Genomic DNA, 13,880 nt, shown 5'->3' with positions numbered 1-13,880 from the left:
CAAGGAGTAATTGGTGTATTTAACCTGTTCATTTACAATAAATTAATTATTGTATGAAAAATGTTTCAAATTTGGGTCGTTGTTAAAAACTACATCAAATTGTGAATAAGTTTGACTTTCATTTTTGGCAGTAATTGACAATCTTTGTAGTCTATTGAATTGGTAGAAATTCAATACAAAAATTAAACAAAAATTGTCATGTCACAAGTAGAGCCAATCTTACAAGAAAATAAAAATCGTTTCGTTATTTTTCCTATCAAACATCATGATATTTGGGAATGGTATAAAAAAATGGAAGCTAGTTTCTGGACTGCTGAAGAAATCGATTTGCACCAGGACTTGACAGATTGGAACAATAAACTGAATGACGACGAAAGATATTTCATTAAACATATTTTAGCATTCTTTGCTGCTTCTGACGGAATCGTAAATGAAAACCTTGCTGAGAACTTTGTAAATGAAGTTCAATATGCTGAGGCGAAATTTTTCTACGGTTTTCAAATCATGATGGAGAATATTCATAGCGAGACCTATTCACTATTAATTGATACTTATGTGAAAGATGAGGCAGAAAAAGCAGAATTGTTTAATGCATTGGAAGTTTTCCCGGCAATTGCTAAAAAAGCAGAATGGGCTTTAAAATGGATCGAGTCTGATTCATTTGCAGAAAGACTAATTGCTTTTGCTGCTGTTGAAGGAATCTTTTTCTCAGGTGCTTTCTGTTCAATTTATTGGTTAAAAAAACGTGGTTTAATGCCAGGTTTAACTTTCTCTAATGAGTTGATTTCTCGTGACGAAGGCGTACATTGTGATTTTGCAGTTCACTTGCATAATCACCATTTGGTAAACAAAGTGCCAAAAGACAGAATCAAAGAAATTATTGTTGATGCACTGGATATCGAAAGACAGTTTGTAACTGAATCTCTTCCGGTAAGTTTAATTGGAATGAATGCAGGTTTAATGACACAGTACCTGGAGTTCGTCGCAGATAGACTTTTGGTTGAATTAGGTTGCGAACGCGTATACGGATCAGCGAATCCATTCGATTTCATGGACATGATTTCTCTTCAGGGAAAAACTAATTTCTTTGAAAAACGTGTTGCCGAGTATCAAAAATCTGGAGTTATGAACACAGACAGCGATGCTCAAAAAATTTCATTTGACGCAGATTTTTAGAACAACAGCATTTTTTTAATTCGGGACAATTTTATCTAAAGCCTGAATTAATTTTTTACAGAACATTTTAGGTTAAATCTCTATCACCCAAATCGGAGATTTAATAGCAATTTTAACGGCTTTTCGGTTTGATATTCAAATTGGGAAAGGACAACTATTGAGAATCCTGTAATTCTCGAAAAATAATTTAAAAACACGCAATGTTTAAGGACTGGAATTCGTTTTCTAGTTACTTTCATTTATTCAATAACTAAAATAGTAAGCTTATGTATGTAGTAAAAAGAGATGGACACAGAGAGCCTGTAATGTTTGACAAAATTACAGAAAGAATCAAAAAATTGTGTTACGGCCTGAATGAGCTTGTAGATCCGGTTAAGGTAGCGATGAGAGTTATCGAAGGATTGTATGATGGAGTTTCGACTTCTGAACTAGATAATCTTGCAGCAGAAACTGCGGCATCTATGACTATTGCACATCCTGATTATGCACAATTAGCAGCTCGTGTGGCGATTTCAAATTTACACTCTAATACAAAAAAATCTTTCTCAGAAACGATGAAAGATATGTATCACTACGTAAATCCAAGAAATGGTCAGGATGCACCATTAATTGCTGATGACGTATTTAAAGTGATTCAGGAAAATGCTGCTTTTTTAGATTCTCATATCATTTACACAAGAGATTTTAATTACGATTACTTTGGGTTTAAAACCTTAGAGCGTTCTTATCTTCTTAAAATAAACGGAAAAATCGTAGAGCGTCCGCAGCACATGTTAATGCGTGTTTCTGTTGGTATTCACTTAGACGATTTAAAATCGGTAATTGAAACTTACGATTTAATGTCTAAAAAGTTTTTTACGCATGCAACACCAACGTTGTTTAATGCCGGAACTCCGAAACCGCAAATGTCTTCTTGTTTCCTTTTGGCAATGCAGGATGATAGTATTGATGGTATTTATGATACATTAAAACAAACAGCAAAAATTTCGCAGTCAGCTGGAGGAATTGGACTTTCTATTCATAACGTTCGTGCGACAGGATCTTATATTCGTGGTACAAACGGAACTTCAAACGGAATTGTTCCGATGTTGAGAGTATTTAACGATACTGCTCGTTACGTAGATCAAGGTGGTGGAAAGCGTAAAGGAAGTTTTGCGATTTACATTGAAACATGGCATGCTGATATCTTTGATTTCTTAGATTTAAAGAAAAATACAGGAAAAGAAGAAATGCGTGCGAGAGATTTATTCTTCGCCATGTGGACTTCAGATTTATTCATGAAACGTGTTCAGGAAGATTCAACCTGGACTTTAATGTGTCCTAATGAATGTCCGGGATTATATGATGTTTACGGAGACGAATTCGAAGCAATGTATACGGATTATGAATTTAGAGGAAAAGGAAGAAAAACAATCCGTGCTCGTGAATTATGGGAGAAAATCCTTGAATCACAAATCGAAACCGGAACGCCATATATGTTGTACAAAGATGCGGCAAACCGTAAATCGAACCACAAGAATTTAGGAACAATTCGTTCTTCTAACTTGTGTACGGAGATTATGGAGTTTACCTCTAAAGATGAAATCGCGGTTTGTAACCTGGCTTCTATTTCGTTACCAATGTTTATTGAAAACGGAAAATTCGATCACGAAGCACTTTACAACGTTACAAAACGTGTAACTCGTAACTTAAACAAAGTAATCGACAGAAACTATTACCCAGTACAAGAGGCTGAAAATTCAAACATGCGTCACCGTCCGGTTGGATTAGGAGTGCAAGGTTTAGCAGATGCTTTTATTATGCTGCGTTTGCCTTTTACAAGTGATGAAGCTAAAACATTAAACCAAGAGATTTTTGAAACATTATACTTCGCTGCTGTAACCGCTTCTATGGAAATGGCAAAAGAAGAAGGGCCGTATTCTACATTTGAAGGATCTCCAATGTCTAAAGGAGAATTCCAATACAATATGTGGGGAATGAAAGATGAAGAATTATCGGGACGTTGGGACTGGGCTTCATTAAGAAAAGAAGTGGTAGAGCATGGAGTTCGTAACTCATTATTGGTTGCACCAATGCCAACAGCTTCAACTTCTCAAATTCTTGGAAACAATGAAGCTTTTGAACCGTACACATCAAACATTTATACACGTCGTGTATTATCTGGAGAGTTTATCGTAGTAAACAAACATTTACTAGAAGATTTAGTAAAATTAGGTTTATGGAACGAAACGTTGAAACAGGAAATTATGCGTCATAACGGATCTGTTCAAAATATTGATATTATCCCGCAAGACTTAAAAGAACTATACAAAACAGTTTGGGAAATGTCGATGAAAGATATTATCGATATGTCTCGTCAAAGAGGTTATTTCATTGATCAATCGCAATCATTGAATTTGTTCATGCAAGATGCCAACTATTCTAAACTAACGTCAATGCACTTCTACGCTTGGCAGTCAGGCTTAAAAACTGGTATGTATTACCTAAGAACAAAATCAGCAGTTGATGCGATTAAATTCACATTGAACAACGATAAAAAAGAAGAAACAGCCCCATCTTTAGTTGCTGAAACAGAAGAAATCAGTGTTGAGGATTACAAAGCTATGCTTTTAAAAGCACAAGCCGCTGATCCTGAAGATTGTGAAATGTGTGGGTCTTAATAGTTTTAGATTATAGATCTGAGATTTTAGATTTTAATTATATAAAGCAGTTATTGTAATGATAGCTGCTTTTTTAATATAAATATTTATGGTAAAAGTAATAATGGAAAGTTGGAGATATGGATTGAAGAAAGTGTCTCTAACTAAATTGCAATACGAAAAATTAGGTTTGTCTTTGTCTGAATCTAAAACAAATACTGATATGCTTTTAGACGATCAGATAATAATTTTAGAAATTGAAGATGAAAATATGGCTCAAGAGTTTCTTGCAGAAGCAGATAAATTTGGTGTGAATTGTAAAATGATACAATAGTAAAGATGGATTTAAATGAATTTATTGTTGAAAATAAAAATGAGTACTATAGTCTTGCAAATGAGTACTTCAATAATGTAAATATTGAGGAATATGAAAACGAAAAAGTCAATGCAATTGTTTCAAAATCTATTTCGATTTTAATAGATCATGACTTTATTCCAACTCCTTGTGTTCAAATTAGATTAAATCTTCTTCAAGATCAAAAAGAAGTTGGTTCTTATTTTTTATATATCAATAAGGATAAAGAATTCATCGATGAATTTTTAATAATTGAATGATTGATCAACAGGATTTTTTCATTTGATATATTATTACTAAATCAAAAAATCTCAAAACCCTTAGAAACCCCAATTGTAAATATCTCATTTTAAGCCCATATTTTTATATTATCATACAAATCAGTCTAAATTTGTTAAGAAATCCCTTTTTGTTTCATAAAATGCAACATTTTTTTTGGTGCGGTAAAAATAATTTATACATTCGCAGAGAATTTACAAAATAACACAAACAAAATGGCAAGTAACCGTTTTTATTTTAGCAACAACTTTTATTTCTTCTTTAGTAGAAGTGAGGATTGTGCTATGGTTATTTGAAAAATATAAAAGACAAATAAAACTAATATACAATCCTGATGCAAATCAGGATTTTTTTTTGAATATATGACAACGAAAATTGCAATACAAGGTATTAAAGGATCTTTTCATCATCAGGTTGTGAAGGAGTATTTCTCTGAAAATGTGGATATTGATGAATGTTTGTCTTTTGAAGAATTGATCGACAGCCTTATTGCCGGAAAATCAGATCAGGCTGTTATGGCGATTGAAAATTCAATTGCAGGTCCGATTATCCCGAATTATGCTTTGATAGATAAGAATAATTTACACATTATTGGAGAACATTATTTAAACATTCAGCAGAATTTAATGGCTTTAAAAGGTCAGAAAATTGAAGACATAAAAGAAGTTCATTCACACCCAATGGCACTTTTGCAATGCATGGATTTCCTGAAACAATATCCAAATATCAAATTGATTGAGGATAAAGATACAGCCGAAACGGCAAGAAGAATTCAGGAAAAACAGTTAACCGGAATTGCTGCAATTGCCAGTGTAACGGCTTCTGAAATGTATGATTTAGATATTATCGCGTCATCAATTCAAACGATTAAAAACAATATGACGCGTTTTGTGATCATCAAAAAGCAAAATTCATTTTTGCCTGAAAGTGAAATCAACAGAGCGTCTATTAAGTTTGAATTAGATCATAAGAGAGGAAGTTTAGCAGCAGTATTAAATGTAATGAGCGACTGCAAACTGAATTTGACAAAAATTCAGTCGCTTCCAAAAATTGAAACACCCTGGAAATATTCGTTTTTCGTAGATGTAACATTCGAGAAATACGAAGATTTTGCAAAAGCAAAAGCATTATTAAATATAATGGCTGAATATTTTAAAGTGTTGGGAGAATATAAAAATACGAAACCTTTGAGTAGTGAGTCATAAAGTTGGAAAGCCAAAAGTCTTAAAGTCCAAAAAAGCTTAGAGCTTACTATCTAAAGCAAAATTAAAAGTTTAAAAAGAGCCTAAAGCCTAAAGCTTACGGCCTAAAGCAATAAAAAAATGATTACAACAGCAAAAAGATTAGATACAGTTGAAGAATACTACTTCTCATCAAAATTGAGAGAAGTTCGTCAACTGATGTCTGAAGGAAAATCTATCATCAATATGGGAATTGGTAGCCCTGATTTGAGTCCGTCGAAAGCAGTAATTGAAGCAGTCGCTGCGGCAATTCAAGATGAAAACGGGCATGGTTATCAGAGCTATCAGGGATTGCCGGAATTGAGAAAAGGAATGGCAGATTTTTATCAGAATCAATTTGGTGTTGAATTAAATCCGAATAATGAGATTTTGCCTTTGATGGGTTCGAAAGAAGGAATTATGCACATTTCATTAGCGTTTTTAAATGAAGGCGATCACGTTTTGATTCCGAATCCGGGTTATCCAACTTATACTTCGGTAACAAATTTAGTTGGAGCGATTCCGGTTTATTATGATTTGAAAGAAGAAAATGCTTGGGAACCAGATTTTGAAGCTTTAGAAAAATTAGATCTTTCGAAAGTAAAAATTATGTGGCTGGGATATCCTCACATGCCAACAGGAGCAAGAGGAAGTTTAGCGTTATTTGAAAAATTGGTTGCTTTTGCTAAAAAACACAACATATTATTGGTTAACGATAATCCGTATAGTTTTGTTTTGAATGATAATCCGATGAGTTTATTGCAGGTTGAAGGCGCAAAAGATGTAGCTCTAGAATTAAATTCATTAAGCAAAACCTTCAACATGGCAGGCTGGAGAGTCGGAATGGTTTTGGGAAATCCTGAAATTATCGATGCAGTCTTAAAAGTAAAAAGCAACATGGACAGCGGTATGTTCTACGGGATTCAGAAAGGTGCAGTTGCAGCGTTGAATTGTGATAAATCATGGTTTGAAGATCAAAATAAAATTTACAGACGCCGAAGAGAATTAACAGAGAAACTAGCAGAAAAATTAGGCTGCGAAGTTTATAAAGATGGAGTCGGTCTTTTTGTCTGGGCAAAATTGCCGGAAGGAATCGAATCAGCAGAAAAGTTCATTGACGAAATATTATACGAGAAACATATTTTCATTACACCGGGAACTATTTTCGGAAGCAACGGCGAAGGATATATTAGATTTTCGTTGTGTGTGAAAGAAGAAAAAGTACAAGAGGCGATAGATCGATTTTAAGTATTAAGATTTTAGAATCAAGAATCAAGATTTTTGTCCAGATTGTCAGATTGAGTGAAGTTGAAGCTTTTTAGTTGGAATTTGGAATTTAAAATATTGAAATTTAAAGAAATAGTATGAAAGTATACGTAATAGGAATAGGGCTAATAGGAGGTTCGATGGTGCTGGACATCAAAGACCAACATCCTGATTCGACAATTTTTGGAATCGACAGTAACGAAAAACATTTGCAGGAAGCAATTGATCTGGGAGTTATAGACGAAGCGGGAAGTTTTGAAGATTTGGGCGAAGCCGATTTTGTAATTGTTTCGGTTCCGGTTGATGTGGCGCTGACAGTTTTACCTAAAGTTCTGGATTCGGTTGGAGATAAAACAATAGTTTTTGAAGTTGGATCCACTAAAAAACCAATTTGTGAAGCAGTAGCAAGTCATCCAAAAAGAAGAAATTTTATTGCCACGCATCCAATAGCAGGAACAGAGTTTTCTGGGCCTTCGGCGGCGATAAGAGGTTTGTTTAAAGGAAAGACAAACATTATTTGCGAAGTGGAAAAAACCACTTTTAAATTGCAGGAAAAAGCATTAAAGCTTTTTAGCGAAATAGGAATGAGGATTCGATATATGGATCCGACTTCGCACGACAAACATATCGCTTACGTTTCGCATTTGTCCCACATTAGTTCGTTTATGCTTGGTAAAACGGTAATGAATAAAGAAAAAGACGAACAGGATATTTTTGACATGGCGGGAAGTGGATTTGAAAGTACCGTTCGTTTAGCAAAAAGTTCGCCGGCAATGTGGACACCGATTTTTAAGCAAAACAAAGAACACGTTCTGGAAACATTAGAAGAATATATTTCAAACCTAAGTCGGTTTAGGGATTTGTTGAAAGATGAAAATTACAATGCCATTTTTGAAGAAATGGAAAGCACAAATAAAATAAAAGAGATATTAAACGGATTAACAATTAAAAAATAAACTAAAAATTAAGATGGAAAATAAGAAAGAAATGAGAAAGTGGTTAGAAGATTTCAATTTAAATCACCCACTTGTGATAGCTGGACCTTGTAGTGCAGAAACGGAAGATCAAGTATTGAAAATTGCTCATGAATTGAAAGATTCAAAAGTTAGTGTATTCAGAGCAGGAATCTGGAAACCAAGAACGCGTCCGGGAGGATTTGAAGGTGTTGGAGAAATTGGTTTAAAATGGTTGCAAAAAGCAAAAGCTGAAACTGGTTTATTGATGGGAACTGAAGTTGCGACTGCAGCTCACTGTAAACTGGCTTTAGAACATGATATCGACGTTTTATGGGTTGGTGCACGTACAACTGCAAACCCTTTCGCAGTTCAGGAAATTGCTGATACCTTGAAAGGAACTGATAAAATCGTTTTGGTTAAAAACCCTGTAAACCCGGATTTAGCTTTATGGTTAGGTGGTGTTGAGCGTTTACACATGGCTGGAATCGAGAAATTAGGAGTTATTCACAGAGGTTTCTCTACTTACGAAAAAACAAAATACAGAAACATTCCAGAATGGCAAATTGCTATCGAATTGCAAAATAAATTCCCTGATTTACCATTAATCATCGATCCATCTCACATTACAGGAGATCGTAAAATGATTTTCGAAGTAACGCAAGAGGCTTTAGATTTGAACTACGATGGTATGATTATCGAAACGCACTACGATCCGGACAACGCTTGGTCTGATGCAGCGCAGCAAGTTACTCCAGACGCTTTGAAACAAATTATTAAAGATTTGACGATCAGAAAAACGGATGATACTACAGATGAGTACAGTTCAAAAATGACAAAACTAAGAGCTAACATCGACGTTCTTGATGCTAATTTATTAGAGTTATTAGGAAAACGTATGAAAGTGGCTGACGAAATTGGTCAGGTGAAAAAAGATGCAAACGTAGCGATTCTTCAAAACAACCGTTGGAACGAAATCTTAGGAAAAATGATTTTAGAAGGTGAGAAAAAAGGTCTTACTGAAGAGTTTGTTTTGAGAATGTTCAAAGCAATCCACCAGGAAAGTATCGGTCACCAAGAGAAGATTTTCAACGCATAATTTTTTCTAAAACCATATAGTAATATAAGTGCTATAAGTTTTATTTGATTTTTACAAACCCAATTATTAGATTTTCTTATATCACTTATATCGTAAAATTTTATAATCTCCATTGTCGTAAGGCTTTGGAGATTTTTTTTGGAAAGAAGTATTACCCTCCCAACCTTTTTATGTTTTTTGTTCTCTATATCAATATACAACCTTAACTTTCACGTTATGAAATCTAAAACCAATGTTTTTATGCCAGCAATGTTTCAAGTTAACTTCAAATTGTTATTTTGTTTTATACTGTTTTTAGGAACAAAAACTTTCGCACAAAGCCCTGAACTAAATGTTAAAGGTGATGATGCTGAAAAAGTGAGAATGAACAAACTTTTAGTCAATGTAAAAGTTGTTGGGAATATTGCTTACACCACTGCCGAAATGCACTTTTTTAATTCGGGAACTCGTCAGATGGAAGCAGAACTAATTTTTCCGTTACCGGAAAATGTTTCGGTTTCAAGATATGCCATTGATATTAATGGAAAAATGAGAGAAGCCGTTCCGGTAAATAAAAATAAAGGAAAACAGGTTTTTGAAGCCATTGAACATCGTCGTGTTGATCCGGGTTTGCTGGAGAAAGTAGATGGAAATAATTTCAGAACCAGAATTTATCCTTTACTACCAAACGGAGAACGAACTGTAATAATTGGTTATGAAGAAGAGCTTTCGGCATTTGATAAAGATAATTTGGCGTATCAACTGGTAAGCCGTTTTCCGAAAAAATTAGATCAGTTTGAAATTAATGTATCGGTTTTAGGAGTTTCAACAGCACCAACTGTTACAGAGAATTCAGGAAATGAAATTACTTTTTCAAAGTGGAATCAATCTTTTCAGGCTTCTGTTAAAAAAGAAAATCATCAGCCTGCAGAAAAAATTGTGCTAAAAATTCCGATACAGCAAAATATTCCAAGTGTTTTGATGCAGGACGTTGGCGGACAGCATTATTTTTATGGAAATACTTTTATAGAAGGAAATAAAACAGTTAAAAAAACACCAGCTTCAATTGGTTTAATTTGGGATAATTCTTTGAGTTGCCAAAATAGAGATTTAAAGAAAGAATTGAATTTACTGGATGCTTATTTTCAGAAAATAAAAAACACAAAAGTTACGCTGTACTTTTTGAATTATACTTTTGATAAACAACAAGAATATATTATTTCTAACGGAAATTGGGATGCTTTAAAAGCCGTTTTAGAAAAAACAAAATACGATGGAGGAACCCGTTTTTCGCAGCTCAACTTTACAGCTCAGGATGAATATTTGTTTTTTACGGATGGATTATCTTCTTTGAGTGAAAATCTTCTTCCAAAAACTAAAAAAACAATTTATACCATTACTTCTTCAGTATCTGCCGATTTTGCCTTTCTGAATTATTCAGCAATGCAGACTGGTGGTAATTTTATCAATTTAAATCAGATTAATACTGAAATCGCTTTGGATAAATTGACAAATACAAATTTGAAATTTTTAGGAATAAAAGAAAATTTAACGGTAACTGATTTGTTTCCGATAGAAGGAACTTCGGTTTCAGGAAATTTTAGTTTTTCGGGAATTTCTTTAAATCCAAAAAACGAAATCACTTTATTATTTGGATATAATAATGAAGCCGTTTTAGAAAGAAAAATTACGTTGGATGGTGCGGTTCAAAACACGACTGATGTAAATATTGAAAAGCTTTGGGCGCAGAAAAAAATAGCAAATCTTGATTTTGAGTATGCTAAAAATGCTGACGAAATTGAGCTTTTGGGAAACAAATACGGCATCATTACTAAAAATACTTCGCTGATTGTTTTAGAAAATATTCGCGATTATATTTCGTATGATATTATTCCGCCAGCAGAATTACGTGCTGAATTTGACAGAATTAAAAAACAGGAACACGATACTAATTTGGCTCAGCAAAAAAGTAATTGGGACAATATAGGAAGCTATTTTAACGGATTAGATATTTGGTGGAAAAAGAATATTAAGTATAAAGGACAAAAAATAGCGTCGAAGTATAAACACAAAGGACAAGTTCCACCGCCGCCGCCAGGGGCAAGAGGCAGAGATGGGGATATAACAATTGGATCTGAAACTATAAAAGGAGATCCAGATGCTGTTTTAACAATAGACGAACCGGTTGGAATGGCTCCAGCAGCAATGGTTATTGAGGAAGATAATAATGTATATCAAGCAGCTCCTGTATCATCTACACCTCAAGCTAATCAGGTAAAATTTGTTGCACCTGTGGTTGCGAAAGCGAAGGAAGTTACTGACGACCCACCAAAAATTGTTGAATTAAAAGATAAAAAAGTTGGAAGCGAAGTAATACAAAGAGAGACTAATGCTGCTAAATTACAAGAAACAGTTGTAGTAGGATATGGAACTCAAAAAAAATCAGATGTTGTTGGTGCTATTTCAGAAGGCATCTTAAAAAATAAAGATCTTTCACAGGCACTCGAAGGTAAAGTTTCGGGATTAGAAGTAACGCAGTCGCCAAATAACAATGTAGTAATAAGAGGAAATACATCAGTTACAAATGCAAATAAGCCTTTAATTATAGTTGATGGTCAGTTTTATGAGGGCGAATTGACGGATTTAAAGTCGGATGATATCGAGTCGGCAGATGTTTTGAAAGATGCGTCGAGAATTGCTGCTTATGGCAGCAGTGGGGTAAATGGAGTTATTATAATAACAACGAAAAAGCAGTCTTCAAATAGTGGAGTTGTCCAAACAAAAAGTTGGAATCCAGATCGATTGTATTTAAAAGCTTTAGCAAAAGCACCAAAAGAAAAACAATACGATTTGTATTTAGAATTGAGAAAAGCACAGGAAAGAAATCCGAGTTTTTATTTTGATGTGGCGCATTTCTTCTACAATCAGGGAGATGTTAAAAAAGCATTATTGATTATCAGTAATATTGCCGATTTAGGTTTAGAGAATCATCAACTTTATAAAACACTTACGTATACATTACGCCAATGGAAAGATTATGATGATGCGGTGTTTACAGCAAAACAAGTGGCGAAATGGAGAGCTCACGAACCACAAAGCTTAAGAGATTATGCATTGACGCTGGAAGATGCAGGGAAATATCAGCAATCTTTTGATCAATTAGTTAAAGCTCTGGAAGTAAATTATTACGGAGAAATGGACGGACAATATGAAGGTGTGGAAGATATTATTTTAATGGATATAAACCGTTTAATTACGGAGCATAAAGGAATTAAGATAGATAAATTAGATAAAAAATATCTTGCGAAAATGCCGGTTGATATCAGAATTATTATGAACTGGAATTTAATGGATGTCGATTTAGACCTGCATGTTATTGAACCAAATGGGGAAGAATGTTACTATGCTCATGAGAGAACACAGGCGGGTGCCAGATTTTCTAAAGATTTTACAGAAGGTTATGGCCCGGAACAATATATAATTCGAAATGCGGTGAAAGGGAAATATCAAATTAAAACCAATTATTTTGGAGAAACTGAATTAAATGAAAATGGCCCAGCTACAATTATGGTTGAAATTTATACAACTAAAGCAGGAAAAACATCCAGAACTTTAAAAACAATTCAGCTCGGAAAAGTTAAAGAGAATGAAGTTTTAGCTGAAATAGTCTGGTAAGATTCATAAATTCAAAAGATAGATTTTAATTTTAAAAGGCGAAGTTGCGTTGTTCAATTCTAAAAACGTAATTTTGCCTTTTAAAATTTTTAGCTTTAAGAGCAATCTAAAATCAGAAATCTAAAATTTGAATGACAGGAATCGTATATAAATCTACAGGAAGCTGGTACACCGTAAAATCTGAAAAAGGTGATTTTATTGAGTGCCGTATGAAAGGGAAATTCAGAATGAAAGGTATTAAAAGTACCAACCCAATTGCTGTAGGCGATATTGTCGATTATGAATTAGAAGAAACTTCGGATGCCTTAACGGGAACGATTCATAAAATTCACGAAAGAAAAAATTACATTGTTCGTAAATCTGTTAACTTATCCAAACAGATTCACATTATTGCATCAAATATCGACCAGGTTTTTTTACTGGTTACAATTGATAATCCGCCCACAACTACAAGTTTTATAGATCGTTTTTTAGTTACTGCAGAAGCATACGGAATTGAAGCAATTTTGATATTCAACAAAATTGATACACTTAACGAACAGACTTTAGACGATCAGCTTTACTTACAGCATATATATACCGAAATTGGATATAAATGCCTTAGAATTTCATCTACCGAAAACAAAGGGGTTGATCAACTTAAAGAAATGATGATTGGTAAAGTGAGTATGTTTTCAGGACATTCCGGAGTTGGAAAATCAACTTTGGTAAATGCGATGGAACCAAGTTTGCATCTTAAAACTACCGTAATTTCAGAACAAAGCAAACAAGGGCAACATACAACAACTTTTGCTGAAATGTATGATTTATCTTTTGATGCCCGAATTATTGACACTCCAGGAATCAAAGGTTTTGGAATTGTAGATATGGAAAAAGAAGAAATCAGCGGCTATTTTCCTGAATTCTTTAAACTGAAAGATCAATGCAAGTTTAATAATTGTCTGCATAAAGAAGAACCTCATTGCGCCATAAAAGCAGCTTTAGAAAAAGATGAAATTGCATGGTCACGTTATAACAGTTATCTGAAAATTCTTGAAGGTGATGATGAACATTACCGCACCGATATTTATGGCGAAGATCGTGCAGCGAGTGATGAAACGAGAAAGTAATTGAAATTCCAATTTTTTCAAATTCCAAATTCCAAAAACACGACGTATTCAAATGTAGAGATGCACTGCAGTACATCTAAGGCTAGTTTAAAATCCGTTAAATCCTTTAATCTGTGGCATCAAACCATCT

10 protein-coding genes are annotated in these 13,880 nt (G+C 34.0%); all 10 read left to right on the top strand.

Annotated features, from left to right (window positions below):
- Positions 1–198 precede the first annotated feature (198 nt).
- The 10 genes from ASD98_RS20905 (at position 199) to rsgA (ending at position 13,750) form a co-directional block, all read left to right on the top strand.
- Positions 199–1,176: a ribonucleotide-diphosphate reductase subunit beta gene (locus ASD98_RS20905; protein ID WP_053472511.1), complete on the top strand. Its 978-nt coding sequence runs from the start codon at positions 199–201 to the stop codon at positions 1,174–1,176.
- 266 nt (positions 1,177–1,442) lie between these two features.
- Positions 1,443–3,836, top strand: coding sequence for a ribonucleoside-diphosphate reductase subunit alpha (locus ASD98_RS20900; RefSeq protein ID WP_056208363.1), 2,394 nt, complete (start codon positions 1,443–1,445; stop codon positions 3,834–3,836).
- A gap of 88 nt (positions 3,837–3,924) precedes the next feature.
- Entirely contained in the window at positions 3,925–4,149 is a 225-nt protein-coding gene (locus ASD98_RS20895) for a hypothetical protein (protein ID WP_056208360.1), read from the top strand.
- 5 nt (positions 4,150–4,154) lie between these two features.
- The gene (locus tag ASD98_RS20890) at positions 4,155–4,430 is read left to right on the top strand and encodes a hypothetical protein (protein WP_056208357.1); all 276 of its coding nucleotides are present in this window, start codon (positions 4,155–4,157) and stop codon (positions 4,428–4,430) included.
- A gap of 381 nt (positions 4,431–4,811) precedes the next feature.
- Complete coding sequence (locus tag ASD98_RS20885) at positions 4,812–5,654, top strand: prephenate dehydratase (RefSeq protein WP_056208352.1); 843 nt, start codon at positions 4,812–4,814, stop codon at positions 5,652–5,654.
- A gap of 117 nt (positions 5,655–5,771) precedes the next feature.
- On the top strand, positions 5,772–6,917 hold the full coding sequence (locus ASD98_RS20880) for a pyridoxal phosphate-dependent aminotransferase (protein ID WP_056208349.1): 1,146 nt from the start codon (positions 5,772–5,774) through the stop codon (positions 6,915–6,917).
- Between the two features lie 116 nt (positions 6,918–7,033).
- A complete protein-coding gene (locus ASD98_RS20875) occupies positions 7,034–7,891 on the top strand; it encodes a prephenate dehydrogenase (protein WP_056208346.1) in 858 nt (285 codons plus the stop codon).
- Between the two features lie 13 nt (positions 7,892–7,904).
- Entirely contained in the window at positions 7,905–8,987 is a 1,083-nt protein-coding gene (locus ASD98_RS20870) for a bifunctional 3-deoxy-7-phosphoheptulonate synthase/chorismate mutase type II (RefSeq protein ID WP_029270594.1), read from the top strand.
- 216 nt (positions 8,988–9,203) lie between these two features.
- The gene (locus ASD98_RS20860; RefSeq protein ID WP_056208340.1) at positions 9,204–12,641 is read left to right on the top strand and encodes a VIT domain-containing protein; all 3,438 of its coding nucleotides are present in this window, start codon (positions 9,204–9,206) and stop codon (positions 12,639–12,641) included.
- A gap of 131 nt (positions 12,642–12,772) precedes the next feature.
- Positions 12,773–13,750 (top strand): ribosome small subunit-dependent GTPase A, encoded by a 978-nt coding sequence (rsgA, locus tag ASD98_RS20855; RefSeq protein ID WP_056208337.1) that lies wholly within the window; start codon positions 12,773–12,775, stop codon positions 13,748–13,750.
- The last annotated feature ends 130 nt before the right edge of the window (positions 13,751–13,880 follow it).

It is taken from the genome of Flavobacterium sp. Root186, assembly GCF_001428525.1.
In the GTDB taxonomy this organism is placed as follows: domain Bacteria; phylum Bacteroidota; class Bacteroidia; order Flavobacteriales; family Flavobacteriaceae; genus Flavobacterium.
The sequence above is the reverse complement of the archived record's forward strand: the minus strand, read 5'-3'. Positions and strand labels throughout refer to the sequence as shown.